This is a genomic window from Micromonospora sp. NPDC047707, assembly GCF_040704235.1.
GTDB lineage: Bacteria > Actinomycetota > Actinomycetes > Mycobacteriales > Micromonosporaceae > Micromonospora.
In genome coordinates, this window is sequence record NZ_JBEYSU010000006.1 from 33,065 (window position 1) to 53,657 (window position 20,593).

At 74.2% G+C, this 20,593-nt stretch carries 22 protein-coding genes, 1 pseudogene and 1 riboswitch; of the genes and pseudogenes, 11 read left to right on the top strand and 12 right to left on the bottom strand.

Going from position 1 to position 20,593, the window contains the following annotated elements:
• The first annotated feature begins 14 nt into the window (after positions 1-14).
• Complete coding sequence (locus AB0873_RS08640) at positions 15-824, top strand: TetR/AcrR family transcriptional regulator (RefSeq protein WP_366599040.1); 810 nt, start codon at positions 15-17, stop codon at positions 822-824.
• 10 nt (positions 825-834) lie between these two features.
• Positions 835-1,335, top strand: coding sequence for a peptide deformylase (def, locus tag AB0873_RS08645; protein WP_155332190.1), 501 nt, complete (start codon positions 835-837; stop codon positions 1,333-1,335).
• Between the two features lie 44 nt (positions 1,336-1,379).
• Here def and AB0873_RS08650 read toward each other — a convergent pair whose 3' ends face one another.
• Both AB0873_RS08650 and AB0873_RS08655 read right to left on the bottom strand, forming a co-directional pair.
• The gene (locus AB0873_RS08650) at positions 1,380-2,150 is read right to left on the bottom strand and encodes a GNAT family N-acetyltransferase (RefSeq protein ID WP_155332191.1); all 771 of its coding nucleotides are present in this window, start codon (positions 2,148-2,150) and stop codon (positions 1,380-1,382) included.
• A gap of 66 nt (positions 2,151-2,216) precedes the next feature.
• A complete protein-coding gene (locus AB0873_RS08655) occupies positions 2,217-2,996 on the bottom strand; it encodes a TSUP family transporter (protein WP_366599041.1) in 780 nt (259 codons plus the stop codon).
• A 198-nt stretch (positions 2,997-3,194) separates the two neighbouring features.
• Between AB0873_RS08655 and AB0873_RS08660 the strand changes: the two genes are divergently transcribed.
• A complete protein-coding gene (locus AB0873_RS08660; RefSeq protein WP_366599042.1) occupies positions 3,195-3,974 on the top strand; it encodes an endonuclease/exonuclease/phosphatase family protein in 780 nt (259 codons plus the stop codon).
• Here the strand turns inward: AB0873_RS08660 and AB0873_RS08665 are convergent.
• Both AB0873_RS08665 and AB0873_RS08670 read right to left on the bottom strand, forming a co-directional pair.
• The gene (locus AB0873_RS08665; RefSeq protein WP_155332193.1) at positions 3,971-4,858 is read right to left on the bottom strand and encodes a tetrahydrofolate dehydrogenase/cyclohydrolase catalytic domain-containing protein; all 888 of its coding nucleotides are present in this window, start codon (positions 4,856-4,858) and stop codon (positions 3,971-3,973) included. The genes AB0873_RS08660 and AB0873_RS08665 overlap by 4 nt on opposite strands.
• Positions 4,859-4,873: 15 nt before the next feature.
• Positions 4,874-4,956: riboswitch (ZMP/ZTP riboswitch) on the bottom strand.
• A 61-nt stretch (positions 4,957-5,017) separates the two neighbouring features.
• Positions 5,018-6,025, bottom strand: coding sequence for a tyrosine-type recombinase/integrase (locus tag AB0873_RS08670; RefSeq protein ID WP_366599043.1), 1,008 nt, complete (start codon positions 6,023-6,025; stop codon positions 5,018-5,020).
• Positions 6,026-6,154: 129 nt separating this feature from the next.
• Between AB0873_RS08670 and AB0873_RS08675 the strand changes: the two genes are divergently transcribed.
• The gene (locus AB0873_RS08675; protein WP_366599044.1) at positions 6,155-6,400 is read left to right on the top strand and encodes a hypothetical protein; all 246 of its coding nucleotides are present in this window, start codon (positions 6,155-6,157) and stop codon (positions 6,398-6,400) included.
• A gap of 151 nt (positions 6,401-6,551) precedes the next feature.
• Here the strand turns inward: AB0873_RS08675 and AB0873_RS08680 are convergent, their stop codons facing one another.
• On the bottom strand, positions 6,552-7,607 hold the full coding sequence (locus AB0873_RS08680) for a LysR family transcriptional regulator (RefSeq protein WP_366599045.1): 1,056 nt from the start codon (positions 7,605-7,607) through the stop codon (positions 6,552-6,554).
• Here AB0873_RS08680 and AB0873_RS08685 point away from each other — a divergent pair.
• From AB0873_RS08685 to AB0873_RS08695, 3 genes are all read left to right on the top strand, one after another.
• Entirely contained in the window at positions 7,606-8,052 is a 447-nt protein-coding gene (locus tag AB0873_RS08685) for a hypothetical protein (RefSeq protein ID WP_366599046.1), read from the top strand. The genes AB0873_RS08680 and AB0873_RS08685 overlap by 2 nt on opposite strands.
• Entirely contained in the window at positions 8,045-9,691 is a 1,647-nt protein-coding gene (locus tag AB0873_RS08690) for a multicopper oxidase family protein (protein WP_366599047.1), read from the top strand. The genes AB0873_RS08685 and AB0873_RS08690 overlap by 8 nt, the downstream gene beginning before the upstream one ends.
• 92 nt (positions 9,692-9,783) lie before the next feature.
• Positions 9,784-11,436: an FAD-binding oxidoreductase gene (locus AB0873_RS08695; RefSeq protein ID WP_366599048.1), complete on the top strand. Its 1,653-nt coding sequence runs from the start codon at positions 9,784-9,786 to the stop codon at positions 11,434-11,436.
• Positions 11,437-11,482: 46 nt separating this feature from the next.
• Here AB0873_RS08695 and AB0873_RS08700 read toward each other — a convergent pair whose 3' ends face one another.
• From AB0873_RS08700 to AB0873_RS08710, 3 genes are all read right to left on the bottom strand, one after another.
• Entirely contained in the window at positions 11,483-12,085 is a 603-nt protein-coding gene (locus AB0873_RS08700; RefSeq protein WP_366599049.1) for a TetR family transcriptional regulator C-terminal domain-containing protein, read from the bottom strand.
• Between the two features lie 13 nt (positions 12,086-12,098).
• Positions 12,099-14,510, bottom strand: coding sequence for a PEP/pyruvate-binding domain-containing protein (locus tag AB0873_RS08705; protein WP_366599050.1), 2,412 nt, complete (start codon positions 14,508-14,510; stop codon positions 12,099-12,101).
• A 159-nt stretch (positions 14,511-14,669) separates the two neighbouring features.
• Positions 14,670-15,398, bottom strand: a complete 729-nt coding sequence (locus AB0873_RS08710) for an SDR family oxidoreductase (RefSeq protein WP_366599051.1) — start codon at positions 15,396-15,398, stop codon at positions 14,670-14,672.
• A gap of 69 nt (positions 15,399-15,467) precedes the next feature.
• Here AB0873_RS08710 and AB0873_RS08715 point away from each other — a divergent pair, with 69 nt between their 5' ends.
• The 4 genes from AB0873_RS08715 (at position 15,468) to AB0873_RS08730 (ending at position 18,296) form a co-directional block, all read left to right on the top strand.
• Positions 15,468-16,301, top strand: coding sequence for a patatin-like phospholipase family protein (locus AB0873_RS08715; protein WP_366599052.1), 834 nt, complete (start codon positions 15,468-15,470; stop codon positions 16,299-16,301).
• Positions 16,302-16,326: 25 nt separating this feature from the next.
• Positions 16,327-16,800 carry a peroxiredoxin gene (locus tag AB0873_RS08720; RefSeq protein WP_366599053.1) on the top strand — a complete coding sequence of 158 codons (474 nt, stop codon included), beginning with the start codon at positions 16,327-16,329 and terminating at the stop codon, positions 16,798-16,800.
• 67 nt (positions 16,801-16,867) lie between these two features.
• Complete coding sequence (locus AB0873_RS08725; RefSeq protein ID WP_366599054.1) at positions 16,868-17,551, top strand: hypothetical protein; 684 nt, start codon at positions 16,868-16,870, stop codon at positions 17,549-17,551.
• Positions 17,552-17,684: 133 nt separating this feature from the next.
• The gene (locus AB0873_RS08730; RefSeq protein ID WP_366599055.1) at positions 17,685-18,296 is read left to right on the top strand and encodes a dihydrofolate reductase family protein; all 612 of its coding nucleotides are present in this window, start codon (positions 17,685-17,687) and stop codon (positions 18,294-18,296) included.
• A gap of 26 nt (positions 18,297-18,322) precedes the next feature.
• Here AB0873_RS08730 and AB0873_RS08735 read toward each other — a convergent pair whose 3' ends face one another.
• The 4 genes and pseudogenes from AB0873_RS08735 to cydB form a co-directional block, all read right to left on the bottom strand.
• On the bottom strand, positions 18,323-18,778 hold the full coding sequence (locus AB0873_RS08735) for an OsmC family protein (RefSeq protein WP_155332203.1): 456 nt from the start codon (positions 18,776-18,778) through the stop codon (positions 18,323-18,325).
• 136 nt (positions 18,779-18,914) lie between these two features.
• Positions 18,915-19,304, bottom strand: a complete 390-nt coding sequence (locus AB0873_RS08740; protein ID WP_366599308.1) for a nitronate monooxygenase — start codon at positions 19,302-19,304, stop codon at positions 18,915-18,917.
• Positions 19,286-19,474: pseudogene (locus AB0873_RS08745) on the bottom strand (nitronate monooxygenase); the annotation flags it as partial. The gene AB0873_RS08740 and the pseudogene AB0873_RS08745, both read right to left, overlap by 19 nt.
• Positions 19,475-19,592: 118 nt before the next feature.
• The gene (gene cydB, locus AB0873_RS08750; RefSeq protein WP_155332204.1) at positions 19,593-20,591 is read right to left on the bottom strand and encodes a cytochrome d ubiquinol oxidase subunit II; all 999 of its coding nucleotides are present in this window, start codon (positions 20,589-20,591) and stop codon (positions 19,593-19,595) included.
• Positions 20,592-20,593: the final 2 nt, after the last annotated feature.

The window sequence follows — 20,593 nt, forward strand, 5'->3', positions numbered from 1 at the left end:
GTAGGGTGATCGGCGTGACGACCGAGTACAGCGGCACCGGCGATCCCGCCCGCAGCCTCGCCCTGCTGTGGCGGACCCGGGAGCGGGTGAGCCGCAGGGGCCGGCCCGACCTGTCCGTCGACCGCATCGTCCGGGCGGCCATCGAGGTCGCCGACACCGAAGGGCTCGCCGCCCTGTCCATGCGGCGCGTCGCCGAACGCCTCGGCGTCGGCACGATGAGCCTCTACACGTACGTGCCGGGCAAGGGTGAACTCCTCGACGTCATGCTCGACACCGTCCACGGGGAGACCGTCGACGCCGCGACCGACGACCCGGGCGCCGGCTGGCGGGCCCGCCTGGAGCGGGTCGCCCGGGACAACTGGGCCCGCTACCTGCGGCACCCGTGGCTGTTGCAGGTCGCCACCACCCGCCCCCCGCTGGGCCCCCACCTGATCGCCCGCTACGAGCAGGAGCTGCGCGCCGTCGACGGAATCGGCCTGACCGACCTGGAGATGGACGCCGTCGTCACCCTCGTCGACGGGTTCGTCCACGGCGCGGTCCGCAGCGCCGTGGAGGCCGCCCAGGCCGCCGCCAGCACCGGCATGACCGAGCAGCAGTGGTGGGCGGCGCACGCCCCGTACCTGGAGAAGGCCCTCGACCCGCGCCGGTTCCCGCTCGCCGCCCGCGTCGGCACCGCCGCGGGCCAGGAGTACCAGGCCGCCGGCGACCCGCAGCGGGCGTTCGACTTCGGCCTGGCCCGCATCCTCGACGGCATCGAGGTCCTCGTCCGCCACCGCCCCACCGACAGCGGCGGGCCGGCGAGCGCCGCCGGGACCGACCGATAACCTTGCCCGCATGACGATGCGCCCGATCCGGATCATCGGCGACCCGGTGCTGCGGACCCCCGCCGAGCCGGTCACCACCTTCGACGCCGAACTGCGCGCCCTGGTCACCGACCTGATGGACACCCTGCTCGGCGCGCCCGGCCGGGCCGGCGTCGCCGCCCCGCAGATCGGCGTCAGCGCCCAGGTGTTCGTCTACGACGCCGACGGGCACCGCGGCCACCTGATCAACCCGACGCTGGAACTGTCCGAGGAACTCCAGGACGACGACGAGGGCTGCCTGTCCATCCCCGGCCTGTACTTCCCGACCCCGCGCGCCATGCACGCCACCGCGCACGGCGTCGACCAGCACGGCGAACCGCTGACCATCACCGGCTCCGGGTTCCTCGCCCGCGCCCTGCAACACGAGACCGACCACCTCGCCGGCCGCCTCTACGTGGACACGCTGCGCGGCGACACCCGCCGCCGGGCCCTGCGGGAAATCCGCGCCGGCCGCTTCGACGCGCGCCGGTAGCACACGACCCCCCGCCGAGGGGCCACGACCCACCCGGCGGGGCGTCAACGCCCGGTCAGCGTGAACTCCCCGTAGTCGGCGACGCGGGTGAAACCGAGCCGCTCGTACAACCGCACCGCCGGCCCGTTGTCCGCCCGCACGTTCAACGTCACATGCTCCACCGAGGACCGCAGCCGCCGGCACAACGCCGCCACCACCGCCGCCCCCAGGCCCCGACCCCGCGCCCGCGGATGAGTCGTCACGTTCCCGACCGCAGCCACCCGGTAACGCGGCGACCACACGTGCACCCCGGCCACCGCGACAAGGCCACCGCCGTCGCGCACCCCCACGTACTGGCCGGTGTCCACCATCCGGGGATCGAACCAGTTGCCCGGATACGCCTCCGCGTACAGCGCCCGCAGCGCCGGCAGATCCGCCGCGCCCAGCACCACCCCGGCCGGCGGCACCGCCGCCAGACGCACCGGATCGGTCAACGCCATCTTCAGGTGGCCACCGCTCGCCCCCACCGTGAACGCGCCCGCCAACGCCGCCTCCAGACCGGGGGACAGATGCGCGTACAGGCGCGCCGGCAACACCGGCGCCAGGTCACCGAGCAGCGCCGCCAACCCCGCCAACCCCGCCGGCGGGGCGAACGCCAGCAACGTCGCCGGCACCGCCCCGTGGTACAGCAGCGCCACCGCCTCCCCACGGCGGAACCACGACGTGTACGGCCAGAAGAAGTCGTCCAGATCACCCAACTGGTACGCGTGCAACACCGGATCCGCACCCAGCAGGTCCGCCAGCACCGCCCGGTCGTGTTCCGCCCGCACCGCCACCCGCCGATGATCACACGCCCGGTGCCCGGCCACCCGGCGCGGGTCAGCGACCGCCCGCCCCGCCGCTCAGCCCGCCAACCACTGGTCGTACCCGAGCCTGCCCACCAGCGCCAGCACCACCACCAGCAGCACCCCACGCACGAACCCGGACCCCCGGCGCAGCGCCATCCGCGCCCCCAGCACCGCCCCGGCGATGTTGCACACCGCCATAGCCGCCCCGAGCAGCCACCACACGTGCCCGGTCGCGGCGAACACCACCAGCGCACCCAGATTCGTGCCCGCATTGACGATCTTCGCCATCGCCGACCCGTGCACGAAGTCCGCGCCCACCAGCGCCGTGAACGCCAACACCAGGAACGTGCCCGTCCCCGGCCCCACCAGACCGTCGTACAGCGCGATGCCCACCCCGGCAACCGCCACCGCCACCACCATCCGGGCCCGGGTACGCCGGTGCGGCTGCGCCACCACCCCCAACCGCGGCCGCGCCACCACGAACACGGCCACCGCCACCAGCACCGCCAGCACCACCGGCCGGTACGCCGACGCCGGCACCGCCCCGGCCAACGCCGCCCCCACACCCGCGCACAACACCGCCAGGCCCGCCGCCGGGCCCGCCACCGCCCAGTCCAGCTTCGTGCGCCGGGCGTACGTCACCGCCGCCGTCGCCGTCCCCGCGACAGCCGCCAGCTTGTTCGTACCCAACGCCGTGGCCACCGGCATCCCCGGCACCCCCACCAGCAACGCCGGCAACAGCAACAGACCCCCACCACCGACCACCGCGTCCACCCACCCCGCCATCGCGGCGACGGCGAGCAGGGCGGTCAGCGAAAAGGGGTCCAGGTCCACGGGCGGCCATTCTGCCCACCCCCGCCCCACGACGCGGAACCGCTGTGGCCAGCCTCACCGCCCCCCCGCGGCCCCGTCACCGGCCGCGACGCCGCCGCAACCACACCCCGACCGAGCCCACCGCCACGAACACCAGCACCGAACACACCAGCACCTTCAGCACCCGGCAACCATGCCACGGCGGCATACAGTGACCAGGTGCGCCTGGCCACCTTCAACCTCCTGCACGGCCGGTCCCTCACCGACGGGCTGGTCGACCCCGACCGGCTCACCACCGCCGTCAACGCCCTCGACGCCGACGTCCTCGCCCTGCAGGAGGTCGACCGCGACCAGAGCCGCAGCGGCAAGCTCGACCTGACCGCCATCGCCGCCCGCGCCCTCGGCGCCCCCGAACACCGCTTCGCCGCCGCCGTCGTCGGCACCCCCGGCGAACAGTTCCGACCGCTCACCCACGACGACGACGGCCACGGCGAACCCTGCTACGGCGTCGGCCTGGTCAGCCGCCACCCCGTCACCAAATGGCGGGTCACCCGCCTGAAACCCGCGCCGGTCCGCTCACCGGTGTACGTGCCGGGCCCCGGCGGCGGGCTCGTCCTGCTGCACGACGAACCCCGCGTCGTGCTCGCCGCCGTCCTCGACACCCCCCGCGGCCCGCTCACCGTCGCCGCCACCCACCTGTCGTTCGTCCCCGGCTGGAACGCCAGGCAGCTCCGGCAGACCGTCCGCGCGCTGCGCACCCTGCCCGCGCCGCGGATCCTCCTCGGCGACCTCAACCTGCCCGCCGGAGCCGCCCGCCTGATCAGCGGCTGGCGCCCCCTCGGCCGCCGCCCCACCTACCCGGCCGGCCAGCCCCGCGTCCAACTCGACCACGTCCTCGCCGACCGGCAGGGCCTCGACCTGCTCCCGCCGGTCACCGCCGTCCGCACACCCCTGTCGACCATCTCCGACCACCGGCCACTCGTGGTCGACCTCGGCTAACCCCCGGTGGCCGGTCGTGCGGCCCGGCGGGCGGCGCGCACCGCGTTGCGGAACAGCATCGCCACCGTCGTCGGCCCCACCCCACCGACCCGGGGCGTGATCGCCCCCGCCACCTCCGCGCACGACTCGTCCACATCCGGCAGCAACCGCCGCCCCTCGTACCGCACCCCGCCACCGACAACCACCGCACCCGGACGCACGTGCTCCGGCCGCACGATCCCCGGAACCCCCGCCGCCGCCACCAGGATGTCCGCCCGCCGCGTGTACCGCGGCCAGTCCGCCACCCCGGTGTGCACCACCGTCACCGCCGCGTTCGCCGTCGGCCGCTTCTGCGCCAGCAGCATCGCCAGCGGCCGGCCCAACGTCGCACCCCGGCCCAGGACCACCACCTCCCGGCCCGCCACCGGCACCCCGTGGTACGCCAGCAACGCCTCGATACCCGCCGGCGTGCACGGCAACGGCCCCGGCAACCCCAACGCCAGCCGCCCCATGTTCACCGGGTGCATCCCGTCCACGTCCTTGTCCGGGTCCAGCACCTCCACCGCCCGGTCGTAGTCCAACCGCGCCGGGATCGGATGCTGCACCAGCACCCCGTGCACGGCCCGGTCGGCGCTGAAGTCCGCCAACACCGCGTGCAGGTCCGCCTGCGACGCCGACGCCGGCAGATGCACATGCGGCGACGCGAACCCCAACTCCGCCGCCTGCCGCTGCTTGATCCGGATGTAGCCGGCGCTCGCGTCGTCGTCACCGACCAGCACCGTCGCCAACGACGGCGTCACCCCCACCGCCCGCAACGCCCGCACATCCCCGGCCACCTCGGCCAGCACCTGATCCGCCACCGGCCCACCCGGCAACAGCCGGGCCGTCGTCGTCGATCGGGACATGGGTCACCTCGCCCCGCGGAAGGCCCAGGCGGTCGACCTTCCGCGACGAGCTCCCCGATGGTCAACTCCATCCCCGGTGCCGCCAGTCGCGTCCGGGCCCAGCCTGCCACACCCCGCCCGGCCACCGCATCCGCCACCACCGGCCTCCCGGCGATCCGCTCAGCCGCCCCCGTCCTGAGCCGGCAGCAACCCCGCCAACGCCCGGTACGTGCGGTTCGCCCGCACCGCCGCCCGCTGCTGACCCGCCGTCACCTCGATGTACGCCTGCGACGACGCCAACGACGCGTGCCCCAGCAACCGCATGATCTCCGCCGCGCTCGCCCCGTCCTCCGCCAACCGCGTCGCGAACGTGTGCCGCAACGCGTGCAGCCGCGCCCCCCGCGGCACCCGGTCACCGATCCCCGCCCGCCGGTAACAGGAGTCCACCAGGTACTGCAACCCACCCCGGCGCAACGCCTCACCCCGCCGGTCCACCAGCAACGGCGAGTCGGGGCGTACGCTGCGGGCGCCGAACCGGCGCCGGCGACTGTCCAGATGGTCCGCCAGCACCACGTCCAACTCCGGCTCCACCGGCACCACCCGCGGCCGCCCACCCTTGCCGGCCACGTCGAGCCGCCGCTCACCGGCCCGCCCGGCCAGCGACGCCACCCGCAGCGCCAGCAGCTCGGACAGCCGCAGTCCCGCGCACAGGGCGAGGGCCAGCACCGCCAGATCCCGTTCGGGCCACGGGTCGCGTTGCCGCCCGTCGGCGCGGGCCACCGCCGCCAGCAACTGCTCCGGGGTGTCCGCGCCGCGCAGCGGCTTGGGCCGGGGGAGCGGTGCGCGGGGCCGCCCCACCGCCGGCATCGGATTGCCGGCGACGATCCCGTCGGCGACCAGGAACGAGAAGAAGCTGTTCCAGGTGGACCACGCCCGGTGCACCGACGCGGCGGAGCGGGGAGCGGCGAACCGCGCGAACGCCGCCCGCAGGACCCGGGGGGAGAGGGCGGCGATGGGCAGGACGTCGAGGGGGAGGGGAGGGGTGCCCTCCTCGACCGCGAGGGCCGCCACCGTCCGCAGGTCCCGGCGGTACGCCTCGAGCGTGTGCGGGGAGGGCTTGCGGGTGGTGCGGTCGGTCAGGAACTCCTCGATCAGCCGCATTACCGATTCGCCCGCTTTGTCATGCATAAGCAGTATTATGCATGGTTTTCGCGTTCGGGAGGGAGCGGGCAGGGGAGCAGACGGTTCCGGCAGCGCCCCGCCGAGGCGCAGCGCAAACGGTTGGACGTCCGAGTCGAGCCGGACGACACACCAGCCATGGTCGACATCGACGGGGAACTCGTACGCGACCTCGTCCGGGCGCAGTTTCCGCAGTGGAGCGACCTGACGGTCACACCCGTCGCCCGGCAGGGCTGGGACAACCGCACGTTCCGCCTTGGCGACGAGTTCGCCGTGCGGCTACCCAGCGCCGACGGTTACATGGCGCTCCCACGGGCGCTGGCCCCGCAGCGGGCCGGGGCGCGGATCGTGGACCGAGTGCTGGTGGATCCGGTGGCCGGCTGAGGGAGGGCCGATCCGGTTTACTTGACATAATGTACATTATCGAATTGATTGGTGGGTCGAGGTCGTTCAGGCGGAACCCGTCCTCGACCGGCAGGTCGGCGACTGGCCGACCGGCGCGCCCGACCGGCCGGGAACACCCGTCCGGGTCGGCTCACGGTTCTCCGGCGATCCAGTCCCAGCCGGTGATCGTGCTGCGCATCAGGCGGGCGGCGGTCGAGAGATGGTTGCCGGTCCCCCAGAGCAGGGTGAGGGTGCGGCGGGAGTCGGGGCTGTCGACGGCCACCCAGGCGACGGTGGAAGAACTGGGGGCCCGGCGGGCGATGGCGGGAGCGAGACCGACGCCGAGCCCGGCGACGATCAGGGCCTGGATGGCGGCGGGCTCGTCGCCTTCACAGACGATCTTCGGTGTGCGGCCCCGTGCGGCGAAGAGGTGGTCGAGGAGCCGGCGTTGCCAGTGCCCCTGGCGGGTGGTGATGAAGGGCTGGTCGGCGAGGTCGTCGACGCCGACCGAGGTGCGCGCCGCCAGCGGGTGGTCGAGCGGCGTGGCCAGCCACACCGCTTCGTCGAGCAGTTGGACCGCTTGCAGGCCCTCGGCGGGGATCGGCTGGGTGGCGACGCAGAGGTCGACGTCCTGGGCGCGCAGGTGGCGGGCCATGTCACCGGCGGCCATCTGGTGCAGTTCGACCTCGATGGAGGGGTGGGCCCGCCGGAACGCCGCGAGCGGCCGGGCGAGGGCGAGGAAGGTCTCCGACGCCAGTCGCACGGTGCCGAGGCCCTCGCTGGCGGCCTCGGCGACGGCCCGCCGCCCCGCGTCGAGCTCGCCGAGGGACCGTTCGACGTAGTCGCGGAAGAGTTTGCCGGCGTCGTTCAGCCGGAGCCGGCCGGCACGGTCGAACAGGGGCGTGCCGAGCTCGCTCTCCAGCCGGGCGATGGTGCGGCTCAGTGACGGCTGGGCGACGTGGAGTTCGTCGGCCGCGCGGCTGAGGTGTTCCAGCCGGGCCACCACGAGGAACTGCCTGAGCGTGTGCAGGTCGATGACGGCTCTCCTCGTTCGTGCGCGTCCCGGGTGGCGGCGGTGCCCGCCGTCGTGTCCGTCATGCCTCCAACGACATAACGTCATAGCAATATTCGTCTTGGGCAGGATAACCCTGCAGGTCATAACGTGGTGGTGTTCCGCATCGAGGACAACGTGAGGAGGACGCCCCATGGCCACCGCGGCCAACAGGTTCCGCCCGGTCGCGCCGGCTCGGCCGGAGGCCGTCGGTCGGACGGGCCGCGCCGGGTGGGTGCTGCGGGCCGTCGTCAGCGCGCACGTGGTGGCGATCGTCGGCCAGCCGGTGTTCGCCGGGGTGTATCTGACCGGTGACTTCGACAGCCTGCGCTGGCACGTGGTCGGCGCCGACGTGGTCACCTCCATCGGCTACCTGCAGGTGATCGCGGCGGTCGTGGTGTGGGTGCGGCTGCGTCAGGTCTGGCCGTTCCTGGCCACGACGGCGGTGGTGGCGGCCGAGACGGTGCAGTATCTCGCCGGTTTGGACGGCGCGCTGTGGCTGCACATCCCGCTGGGCGTGATGACCGTCGCCGCGCTCGTCGTGCAGTTCATCGCGGTCTGGCGTCGGCCCCTCCTGCGGCGGGAGGCCCGCGATGGGTGAGCACGACGTGGGCTCCGGCATGACCAGGCGACGGATGCTGGGCATCGGGGGGACGCTCGGGTCGATGGCGGTCACCGGGCTGTCGGCGTCGGCCGCGATGGCCCGCCGGCCGGCGGTCACGGGTGCGCTGCTGCGCAGCGCCATACCGCTACCGCCGCCGTTCCAGGTGCCGCTGCCGATTCCCGCCGTGTTGAAGCCGGTCAGCACGGCGGGCGGTGCCGACCGTTACGAGATCACCCAGCGGGAGGCGACGGTGGAGATCCTGCCGGGTGTCAGGACGCCGGTGTGGACGTACGAGGGGACCTTCCCGGGGCCGACGATCGAGTCGCGCAGCGGCCGGCCGGTCACCGTGACCCACCGCAACGAGTTGCCCGTGCCGACCGTCGTGCACCTGCACGGCGGACGCACCCCGGCGGCGTCCGACGGGTATCCGACGGACCTTGTCCTTCCCGAGGGCTGGCCGGATCCCGGCCACGGCGGGCACCACCGCGGGCACGGTGGGCACGGCAGCGGGCACGGTGGGCACGGCAGCGGGCACGGCATGCACCACGATCCGCGGGCCGTGGTGACCCGGCTGACGCGCGACTACACCTTCCCGTTGGAGCAGCGGCCGGCGCTGCTGTGGTACCACGACCATCGGATGGACTTCACCGCTCCCGCGATCTGGCGGGGGCTGGCCGGGCTGCAGATCGTCCGGGACGACGCCGAGGACGCGCTCGGTCTGCCCGCGGGGCGGCGCGAACTCCCCCTCGTGATCATGGACCGTTCGTTCGCCGCTGACGGCGGTCTCGACTACCCCGCCCTCGACCCGACGCTGCGCGGGCGGCTGGGCGTTCGCGAGCCCTATATCGGCGGGGTCCTCGGTGACGTGATCCTGGTCAACGGCGCCCCGTGGCCGGTGCACGAGGTGGACGCGGTTCGCTACCGGTTGCGGATCCTGAACGCCTCCAACGCCCGGCACTACGAGCTCGAAGCGGTGAGCGACGACGGGCGTCGGCTCGATCTCGTCCAGGTCGGCGCCGACCAGGGGCTGCTGGCGGCGCCGGTCACCCATCGTGTGCTGCCGATCGCGCCGGCCGAGCGTTACGACGTGGTCATCGACTTCTCCGGTGTCCCGGTCGGCGGTCGCGTCAGAGTGGTCAACCGGCTGGGCTCCGGGCGTACCCGCGAGGTGATGGCCTTCCGGGTGGCGCGCAAGGCCGCCGACGGCAGCCGCATCCCCCGCGTCCTGTCGGGCGATCTGCCGGCCTGGCGGCGGTCGGACGCCGTCAGGGTGCGCGACTTCTCCTTCCGCGCCGGTCGCCTGCACGGCGATCATGGATGGGTGATCGACGGGCTGCCGTTCGACCCGGCTCGTTCCGACGTCACCGTCGGTCTCGGGGAGGTGGAGGTGTGGCGGCTGGTCGCCGACGTCCACCACCCCGTGCACCTGCACCTGGTCGGCTTCCGGATCCTCTCGCGCAGCGGCCGGCTGCCGCTGCCCCACGACGCGGGCCTCAAGGACACCGTTGCGCTGCGGCCGGGCGAATCGGCGGAGATCATCACCCGTTTCGACGGTTACCGCGGCCGTTACCTCTTCCACTGCCACAACGCCGAACACGAGGACATGGGCATGATGGCCAACCTCGAGGTGGTCTGACACCGCTCCTGCCGCCGGAGACGCGGCCACCGGCTGCGCCGTCGGTCGAGTAGGTTACGGCGAGTCGGGCTGGTTGACGGCGGGGAGGCCGGATGGTCGGCAAGCACCGTTCGTGGTGGGGTTGGGGCCACGTCGAGGACGCGGTGAGCGGCGCGGAGGCCGACGCGTTGACTGGCCGGGTGCGCGCGGTGCTGCCCGAGGCCGATCTGACCCGGCACGATCCGCCGCCGGTGGCGGAGCTGGGTCTGCGGCCGTCCCGGGTCGTCCCGCCGGCGTCGTTGGCGCGTCTGTGCTCGACCGAGCCGACCGACCGGGCCGCCCACGCGCACGGCAAGGCGTTCCGGGACGTCGTCCGGAACCTGCACGGCGACGTGCGGCACCCACCGGACCTGGTCGTCCGCCCGGCGTCGGAACAGGACGTCGTCGACGTGCTGGACTGGTGCGCGCGGGACGGGGTCGCGGTGATCCCCTACGGGGGCGGCTCGTCGGTGGTGGGCGGTGTGGAGCCGCGGGTGCACGACGGCTATTCCGGCGCGGTCAGTCTCGACCTCGGCCGGCTCGACCGGGTGTTGGAGGTCGACCGGACCAGCCGGGCGGCGCGCATCCAGGCCGGGGTGTTCGGCCCGGCGCTGGAGGAGCGGCTACGCCCGCACGACGTGACGTTGCGGCATTTCCCGCAGTCGTTCGAGTTCTCCACGGTGGGCGGCTGGCTGGCCACCCGGGCGGGCGGGCACTACGCGACCGTCCTCACGCACATCGACGACCTGGTGGAGTCGCTGCGGGTGGTCACCCCGTCGGGTGTCAGCCAGTCCCGGCGGCTGCCCGCCTCCGGCGCGGGGCCGTCACCTGACCGGCTCTTCCTCGGCTCGGAGGGTGCGCTGGGGGTCGTCACCGAGGCGTGGCTGCGCCTGCAGGACCGGCCGCGCTGGCGGGCGGACGCGGCGGTGCACTTCGACGACCACGATGCGGCGGTCGGGGCCACCCGGGCGGTCGCCCAGTCCGGGCTGCACCCGAGCAACTGCCGGCTGCTCGACCCGGCGGAGGCCCTGCTCAACGCGGGCGCCGCCACCGGCGGAGGGGTGCTGGTGCTGGGCTTCGAGTCGGCCGACCATCCGGTCGCAGCGGCGCTGGACCGGGCTGTCGAGCTGTGCCGCGACCACGGCGGGACGTTGCCGGAGCCGCCCCGGCACGGCGACGTGTCCGGTGGGCGGGGTGGCGGCGCCGTGGACACGTGGCGGTCGTCGTTTCTGCGGATGCCGTACCAGCGGGACGCGCTCGCCGCGCGGTCGATGATCGTGGAGACGTTCGAGACCGCCTGCACCTGGGACCGCTACCCGGCGCTGCGCGCGGCGGTGCTGGACGCGGCCGGCGCGGCGCTGGCCGAGGTCGGCGCGACCGGTGTGGTCACCTGCCGGTTCACGCACGTCTACCCGGACGGGCCGGCCCCCTACTTCGGTGTCTACGCGGCGGGCCGGTGGGACGGCATGCTCGCGCAGTGGGACCAGATCAAGCATGCCGTGTCCGAGGCGCTGCTCGCCGCGGGCGGCACGATCACCCATCACCACGCGGTCGGCCGCGACCATCGTCCCTGGTACGACCGGCAGCGCCCGGATCCGGTGGCGCTGGCGCTGCGGGCGGCGAAGGCCGCGTTGGACCCGTCCTGGGTGTTGAATCCCGGCGTTCTGGTCGACGCCGGGTCGGCCGGCGGTGAGCGGGTGGCCCGGGTCGGCGCCAGGACCGGATGACGCTGTGCCCGCAGGACGGTGAGCGGCGCGGTGGGGACGGGATTTCTCACCTCGGGCTGATCGGGTGCCTCTCCCCTGCCGCCGGTTCGAAGATCAGGTCGAGGTGGTGGTCCAGTGCGCGCAGCGCCTGGTGTGGGGTGTAGTTGCCACTGAGGAGTTGGACGCCGAGGCCCTCCATGAGCGCGAGCAGGCCGGCCGCGGCGTCGTCGGCGCGCGGGCTCGGGAGGAGGGCGGCGACGAAGGCGACCATCTGCGCGTTGTCCTGGCGCAGGGTCGCGGCGGTCTCCGGCCGTACGGCGGTGTAGGCGAGGAACGCCAGTGCGACGCGGCCGTCGTCGCGGGACTGCTCGTCGAGCGGCAGCAGCGCGGCGATCATCGCCCGGAGCAGGTGCCGTGGTGCGGGTCGGTCGCCGAGGGCGGTGACCGCGTCGGTCACCCGGGCCTGGCTGCGGTCGCGGACGACGGACAGGGCGAAGGTCATCATCTCGTCCTTGGTGCGGAAGTAGTGCTGCACCATTCCGGCCGAGACGCCGGCCGCCGCGGCGACGTGGCGCAGGCTGACGGCTTCCAGTCCCTGCTCGGCGGCGACCCGCATCAGCGCGTCGGCGATGAGTGTCCGGCGTTGCCGGGGGTCCACCTTCTTCGGCATGGTGTCGATGCTTTCACGGTGCGGTCGCACCGGGACGGAGCGCGGTGACGGTGCCGGCGGCGCCGTCGACGGTGACGAGTTGCCCGTCGGTGATCGCGCGGGTGGCGTCGGGGACGCAGATGACGGCGGGGATGCCGTACTCGCGGGCGACGGTGGGTCCGTGGGCCATGACGGCGCCGGTCTCGGTGACCAGGCCGGCGGCGGTGAGGAACAGCGGCGTCCAGCCGGGGTCGGTGGTCGCGGCGACGATGACGTCGCCGGGTTCGATGCGGGCGGTGGCCGGGTCGTGGACGATGCGGGCGGGGCCGGTGATCCGGCCGGGTGCGGCGCCGACGCCGCGCAGCGTGCCTTCGGCGGCGGGGGCGGCCGGCAGGACGGTCTCCAGGTCGGTGCCGTCGGAGAGCAGCGCCACCGGAATGGTGCGGCGGCGCAGTTCGCGGCGGTGGGTGGCGGCGCGGGCGGTGACGGTGTCCCGGTGGTCGGTGCCGTGGTGGACGGCGTCGTGCACCTCGTCGAGGGTGAGGAACATGATGTCGTCGGGCCGGTCCAGCAGTTTCGCGTCGGTCAGGTCGGCGCCGATGTGCAGCAGTTGCCGGCGCATCTCCCGGAGGCGGTAGAGGCCGGCGAACTTGCCGGCCTCCCGCAGGCCGGCGAGGGCGCGGGCGCGGCGCAGCAGGAACACGGCGAGGCGGCCGCGGACGGGCCGGCGGCGGCGGGCGCGGGTGGCGAGGTCGGTGAGGGTGGCCTCGGCGGTGGCGGCGGCGCGGGCGAACCGCCGGTCGGGGGCCTGGTCGGGGTCGGTGAGGCGCAGGTAGTTGGCGAGCATGGCGAAGACGGGTGTCGGGTCCTCCTCCCAGCGGGGCACGCCGAGGTCGACTTCGGCGACGCCGCGGTGGCCGTAGGTGTCGAGGAACCGGTCCAGGCCGATGTCGGGCAGGGTGCCCTGCCGGTGGCGGGCGGTGAGTTCCGCCGGTGGGGTGTCGAGCAGGAGCCGGCGGTGGTCGGTGGCGTGCTGGGCGACGTGCCACAGCGCGAGGTCCATCTCGATGGTGACGTTGTGCGGCATGCCGCCCAGGACGGTGTGGATCTCGCCGGGTGCGGCGATGCCCTTGAGCAGGTACGGGGTCAGGGCGGCGGCGAGCATGCCGGCCATGATGGGCCAGATGATCTCGTCGGGGCTGTCGGTGGTGTCCTGGTCGCGGACGAAGCGGAGCCGGTCGGCCGGGGTGGTCAGGTCGGTGGGCGCGGCGCAGGTGCGGCGCATCCGGTCGATGGCGTCGAGCATGCGTTCGCGGGCGGTGTCGGGGCGGGTGAGGGCCCGCAGGACGCCGCTGGCGGCGCGGCCGGCGGTGCGGGCGGTGGGGCCGCCGGCGGTGCGGGTGCGCCGGGGTTGCGGGGCGAAGCGGGGGTCGGCGAGGACGTGTTGCATGACGGCCTGGGCCCGGGGTCCGAAGTCGACGGCCAGGAGTTTGACCAGCCGTTTGCGGGTGGCGGGGTCGCGGGCCTGGTCGGTGAGGTCGCCGTAGAGGCGCCCGCCGATGTCGACGATGTCGACGCGGACGCCGAGGGCGGCGAGCATGGCGGCGATGACCGCCTTGAGCGACGACATGCCCATCGGGGTGACGGGCTGGAGCATGCCTTGGACGTGGCCGAATTCGAGGTAGACGCGGGGTTCGGGCTTGTCGGTGGGTGGGGGCGGTGGGAACAGGGTGGTGATCGGTCGGGACTGGAGCACCCAGAGGGTGCCGTCGTGGTCGTACGCCCACTCGACGTCCTGGGGGCTGCCGAGGTGGTGCTGGAGGCGCTGGCCGAGGGCGTGGAGTTCGGCCAGTTGCGCCGGGGTGAGGCAGCCGGTGTCGTGGTGGTCGGGTCCGTCGAGGAGGTAGTGGTCGACGGTGGTGGCGCCGTCGACGACGGCGGTGCCGAGGCCGGGGGCGGCGTCGACCATCATCTGGGTGCGGTTGCCGGTCAGCGGGTTGGCGGTGAAGAGGACACCGGAGACCGTGGCGGCGACCATGCGTTGCACGACGACGGCCATCCGGACGGTGTCGTGGTCGATGTGGTGGGCGTCGCGGTAGGCGGTGGCGCGGGGGCCGTGCAGGGAGGCCCGGCAGGCGTCGACGGCGGCGAGAAGGCCGGCGTCGCCGGTGACGTCGAGGAGGGTGTCCTGCTGGCCGGCGAAGCTGGCGTCGGGCAGGTCCTCGGCGGTGGCGCTGGAGCGTACGGCGACGGGGCCGCCGCCGAGGTGGCGGTACGCGTCGGTGATCTCCGCGGCCGGGAGGTCGCCGGTCAGGGCGTCGGTGGTGATGCAGAAGCCGGGTGGGACGCGTTCGCCGTGGTGGATCAGCTCCCCCAGGCCGGCTGCTTTGCCGCCGACGAGGTCCGCCATGTCGGCGGTGATGTCGGACAGCGGAACGACCTGCATGGGACGCCTCCCCCAGAATTTTGCAATACGACTGCACTGCATCCGACCGTATCCGGTTCACGATGCGACTGCAATGCCATGGGAGCGACGTGGGTCACCCGACGTCGGCGCGACCGCCAACCCGGGCGAGAACGAAGAGGGGGACGCCGGTGCCGCCCGTCAGAGGCCGCCGCCGACCCGCAGGACGGTGCCGGTGGTGTAGCTGGCGTCCGGGCCGAGCAGCCAGGCGATGGCGGCGGCGACCTCGTCGGGTTCCCCGGGGCGGCCGAGCGGGATGCGGGCGGCGGCGCGGTCGGGACGGTCGGGTTGACCGGACAGGGCGTGGATCTCGGTGCGGATGATGCCGGGGGCGACGGCGTTGACGCGGATGCCGCGGGGGGCGAGTTCCTTGGCCAGGCCCACGGTGAGGGTGTCGGTGGCGGCCTTCACGGCGGCGTAGTGCACGTACTCGCCGGGGCTGCCGAGGGTCGCGGCGACGGAGGAGACGTTGACGATCGCGCCGCCGGTGCTCATCCGCCGGGCGGCCTGCTGGGCGGCGAGGACGTAGCCGACGAGGTTGACGTCGACGACGTGGCGCAGGTCGCCCGGGTCGAGGTCGACGAAGGGGCCGATGGGGCTGGTGACGCCGGCGTTGTTCACCAGGCCGGTGACCGGGCCGAGGTCGGCGGCGGCGTCGAACAGGGCGGTGATCTGGTCGGGGTCGCGGGTGTCGGCGGGGACGGCGACGGCGCGTACCCCGGTGGCGTGCAGGTCGGCGAGCACCTTCTCCGCGGCGGTGCGGTCGCGGCGGTAGGAGAAGGCGACGTGGTGGCCGGCGTGGGCGAGGCGGCGGGCGGTGGCGGCGCCGATGCCGCGGCTGCCGCCCGTGATGACGGTGACGGGATTCAATGCCCTCTCCCCTGGTCCACGCGGATGCCCGACGTTACCGTGACCGGCAGCTTGCGGAGGATGTGGCGCGTGTCACGGGCGTTGGTGCTGGGCGGCGGTGGGGTCACCGGGGTGGCGTGGGAGCTCGGGCTGCTCGCCGGGTTGGCCGAGCGGGGCGTCGAGGTGGCCGCGGCCGACCTGGTGGTGGGGACGTCGGCGGGCTCGGTGGTGGGCGCGCAGGTGTGCTCGGGCGTACCGGTCGAGGACCTGTACGCGGCGCAGCTGCGCCCGGCCGGCGGTGAGGTGGCGGCGCGGCTGGGGTGGCCGGCGCTGGCGCGGCTGGTGTGGGCGGGCGGCCTGACCCGGGATCCGATGGCGGCGCGGGCGCGGATCGGGGCGATGGCGGTCGCGGCGCGTACGCCGTCGGAGCAGTCCCGGCGGGCGGTGATCGAGTCTCGGTTGCCGGCGCGTGGTTGGCCGCCGCGGCGGTTGCTGGTGACGGCGGTGGACGTGACGACGGGCGAGTTCGTGGTGTTCGACGCCGATTCGGGGGTGTCGCTGGTGGACGCGGTGGGGGCGAGCTGTGCGGTGCCGGGTGTGTGGCCGCCGGTGACGGTCGGCGGGCGGCGGTACATGGACGGGGGCATGCGGTCGGCGGTGAACGCGGACCTGGCGGCGGGCGCGGAACGGGTGGTGGTACTGGCGCCGATGGCGGCGGCGTTCGGGCCGATGCCGCGGTTGTCGGTTCAGGTGGCGGCGCTGCGGGCGGACGGGGCGCAGGTGGCGGTGGTGATGCCGGACGCGGGCGCCCGGACGGCGATCGGCCGCAACGTGCTGGACCCGGCCCGGCGGGCCGGCGCGGCGCGGGCGGGACGGGCGCAGGCGGCGGCGGTGGTCGACGAGGTGGCGGCGGTGTGGGGATGATCGCCTAGGCTCGCGCGGTCGGCTCTTGGTGGAGGTGGATGTGGTGGTCGCGGTCGGTGAGGTGGTCGAGGACTTCGAACTGCCGGACGAGACGGGTCGGATGCGGCGGCTGTCGGAGTTCCTGGCGTCCGGGCCGGTGGTGCTGTTCTTCTACCCGGCGGCGATGACGCGCGGGTGCACGGCGGAGAGCTGCCACTTCCGGGACCTGGCGGCGGAATTCGCCGCGGTGGGCGCGCAGCGGGTGGGGATCAGCCGGGATCCGGTGGCGCGGCAGGCGGAGTTCTCCCGGTTGCACGGGTTCGACTATCCGCTGCTGTCGGACGTCGACGGTGCGGTGGCGGGGCGGTTCGGGGTGCGGCGGCGGCTGCCGCTGGGCCCGTTGAGCACGCGGCGGATGACGTTCGTGATCGGGACCGACCGGCGGGTGATCGAGGTGATCCACTCGGAGGTCAGCATGAACGACCACGCGGACCGGGCGTTGCGGGCGCTGGGGGGTTGATCGTCGGCCTGTCGCAGCCAGCTGGTATCAAGGGCTGCTGTCGGACAGGTGTACGGAAGAGGGCGTGATGACAGGGCAGGGTTTGTCCACCGAGGAGGTGGCGGGCATCCGGGAGGCGCTGGGCGCGGGCCGGAAGCCGAGGGTGGTGTTCACGGCGGCGGCGGGTCAGATCGCCGGGCAGGTGGGTCAGGTGGTGTCGTTGACCGACCCGGCGGTGTCGGACGAGTTCGTGGTGGTGCGGTTCGGGCGCGACGAGTTGCCCTTCTCCCCCGCCGACCTGGCGGTGGCGCCGCGCGGCGCGGGCCGCAAGGCGGCGGAGCCGAAGCCCACCGAGGAGCCGGCGGCGCCGGCGGCGCCGGAATTCGTGTTGGACACTCCGGCGCCGCCGCCGGCGCCGCGTCGCGCCGAGCCGGAGGCGGCGCCGCAGGTGGAGGCGGCGAAGCCGGCGCGGCGGGCGGTGAAGGCCGCGAAGCCGAAGGGGCCCGCGGGGCTGACGGTGACGCTGGCGTACGCCGAGGGCGAGTGGACGGTCGCGGCGCAGCAGGGTGCAAAGGTCCTCGCCAAGCCGTACGTGGTGAAGCCGGCGGAGGCGCTGCGGATGGTGGCGCTGGTGGACGTGCCGGGTGTGCACGAGGCGGTGGAGCAGATCCTGGCCGCCGAGCGCACCGAGGCGGAACGGCAGGCGGAGAAGCTGCGGGCGGAGCTGGCGGAGGTGGAGGCGCGGCTGGCGGAGCTGCGGGAGGCCGGCTGACGACAGCGTGCGCGGCACGGCGACGGATCGTTGTGACGTGAGTCACCGGAGTTGATGTCGGTTCGTGGCTCGTTCAGCCGTCGGGAAGGTGAGAGCCGGCGCGGGCCGGCCCGATCCCGAGGGAGACGTCACGATGCGACTCACGATCACCACGTTCCTGACCCTGGACGGCGTCATACAGGCGCCGGGTGGGCCGGACGAGGACCGCAGCGGCGGGTTCGACCTGGGCGGCTGGGGGGCGCCGCTCTTCGACGACTCGCTCGGCGCGTACATGGGCGAGGTCTTCACCCACGCCGACGGGTTCCTCCTCGGCCGCCGCACGTACGACATCTTCGCCGCCTGGTGGCCGCAGGTCACCGACCCGCGGGACCCGATCGCCGGGCCGCTGAACCGGCTGCCCAAGCACGTCGCCACCACCCGCGGCGACGAGCTGACCTGGCCGGGAACGCAGCGGCTGACCGGCGACCTGGCGACGGCGGTCGGCGACCTGAAGCGCCGCCCGGGCCGGGAGCTTCGGGTGCACGGCAGCGGCGCCCTCGCGCAGTCGTTGATGCGCGAGGGCCTGATCGACACGTACCGTCTGCTCATCTTCCCGGTCGTGCTCGGACGCGGCCGGCGCCTGTTCGCCGACGCAGTGCCGCCGGCCGGGCTGTGGCTGACCGACAGCCGGACCTCCGGCAGCGGGGTGACGATGCTGACCTACGACCACGCGGGCGCGCCGGAGTTCGGCACCGTCGGGGGCTGACGTGGGCCGGCCCGCCGCCCATCCGGTCAGGCCGCTGCCGTGACGGCGGGCTCGTGCCGGACGGGGAAGTTCACCGAGTTGGCGATGAAGCAGGCGCGGTGGGCGTCGGCGTGCAGCGCCGTGGCGGTCTCGACCATGTCCGGCCGTGCCACGGTCACCGTGGGACGCAGGACCACGTCGGTGAACCGGCCGGCGGCCATCGTGCCCGACGCGGTGTCGGTGTAGTCGGTGACGACGACACCGGCCTCGGCGCACAGGTGCAGGTACCACAGCATGTGGCACTGGGCCAGCGACGCGACGAGCAGCTGTTCCGGGTTCCAGCGGGCCGGGTCGCCCCGGAAGGTGGGGTCGGAACTGCCGGGGATGGGCGGCGGGCCGTCCGCGGTGACCAGGTGGTCGCGGTCGTAGTCGCGGTAGCCGCTGGTGCCGGTGCCGCGGTTGCCGGCCCACGTGACGGTGGTGCGGTAGTGGTGCTCGCGCATGGGCCCAGTCTGCCGGGCCGGTGTGCCGGGCCACCAGACGTCCCCGGTCCGGAAGATCGACCCGTTGCCGCTGGCATCGGGTCGATCGGCGCTCCGGGCAGCCGCGATGCCGCCGGCCGGGAGACGACCACCGGGGTCAGAGGGCGGCGGCGAGCCGGTCGACGACGGCGCCGGCCGGTCCGGTGCTGGCGCTGCGGTCGCCGGTGCCGGCCCACAGGTGCAGCCGGTCGGGGTCGCCCGCCGCGGCGGCGGCCGCCCGCATGCCCCGGGTGAGGTGGTGCACCGCCGGGTAGCCCAGCGGCGCCGTGGCCTCGTACCGCTCGATGAAGCCGTTGCGCAGGCCCCGGGCGGGCCGGCCGGTGAAGGCGCGGGTGATGACGGTGGTGGTGCGGGCCGGGTCGGCGAGGGCGGTCGCGGTGGGTGCGGCTCGCTCCGCTCTCGTCGGTGCGCCGGGTCGGGCAGGCCGAAGGTGAAGCTGGCCACGGGCACCGGGTCGGCCAGCAGCAGGTCGATCTTGTCGCGCCAGTGGTCGTCGTCGTGCAGCAGCGGGGCGGCGGCCAGGTCGAGGCCGTACGGTCCGCCCTCGGCGGCGATCTGGCGGGCGTACCGGCGGAACTCCGCCTCGCCGATCTCGGGCGGGCCGGGCACGAACAGGTTCACCCCGCACGGCGTGCCGGCCGCCCGCAGCTCGGCCAGCTCGGCGGCGACCGCCTCGGGGGTCTTGTAGCCGGCCGCGACAAAGCCGAAGCCGCCGGCCGCCGGCCGCCGCGACGAGCGTCCCGGCCCGCCGCCGCGGCGGGCCGGGGGCGTTCGGTCAGTGCTGCGGAATGTGCGCGACGCCGATGCGCTTGCGGAACACCCAGTACGTCCAGCCCTGGTAGGCGAGCACGACCGGGGTGAACACCACCGCCACCCAGGTCATGATCTTCAGGGTGTAGGGGGTGGAGGCGGCGTTGGCCGCGGTCAGCGTGCCGGCGGCGTCCAGCGTGGAGGGCAGGACGTTCGGGAACAGCGCCGCGAACAGGGTCGCCACGGCCAGGCCGATCGCCACGGCGGTGCCGGTGAAGGCCCAGCCCTCCCGGCGTACCCGGGCGGCGGCGAGACCACCGACCAGCGCCAGGGCGGCGCCGACGGCGAGGACGACGGCGGCGGCGCTGGAGCGGATCGTCAGCGTCCAGGTGAGGAACGCGACCGCGAGCACGGCGGTGGCCACGCCGAGGCGCACCGCGAGGGCGCCGGCGCGCTCGCGGACGTCGCCGACGGTCTTGAGGGCGATGAACACGGCGCCGTGGGTGAGGAACAGCGCGAGGGTGGTGGCGCCGCCGAGCAGGGCGTACGGGTGGAGCAGATCGAACAGGCCGCCGGCGTACTCGTGGTCGGCGGTCAGCGGCACGCCGCGCAGGATGTTGGCGAACGCGACGCCCCACAGGACCGCCGGCAGCAGGGAGCCCCAGAAGATGGCGGCGTCCCAGCGGCGCTTCCAGGACGCCTCGGGGCGCTTGTGGCGGTACTCGAAGGCCACGCCGCGGGCGATCAGGGCGAGCAGGATGAGCAGCAGCGGCAGGTAGAAGCCGGAGAACAGGGTGGCGTACCACTCGGGGAACGCGGCGAACATGGCGCCGCCGGCGGTGATCAGCCACACCTCGTTGCCGTCCCAGACCGGGCCGATGGTGTTGATGAGGACGCGGCGTTCGCGGTCGTCGCGGCCGAGGACGGGCAGCAGCATGCCGACGCCGAAGTCGAAGCCTTCGAGGATGAAGTAACCGGTGAAGAGGACGGCGACGAGGAGAAACCAGACGGTCGTCAGTTCCACGT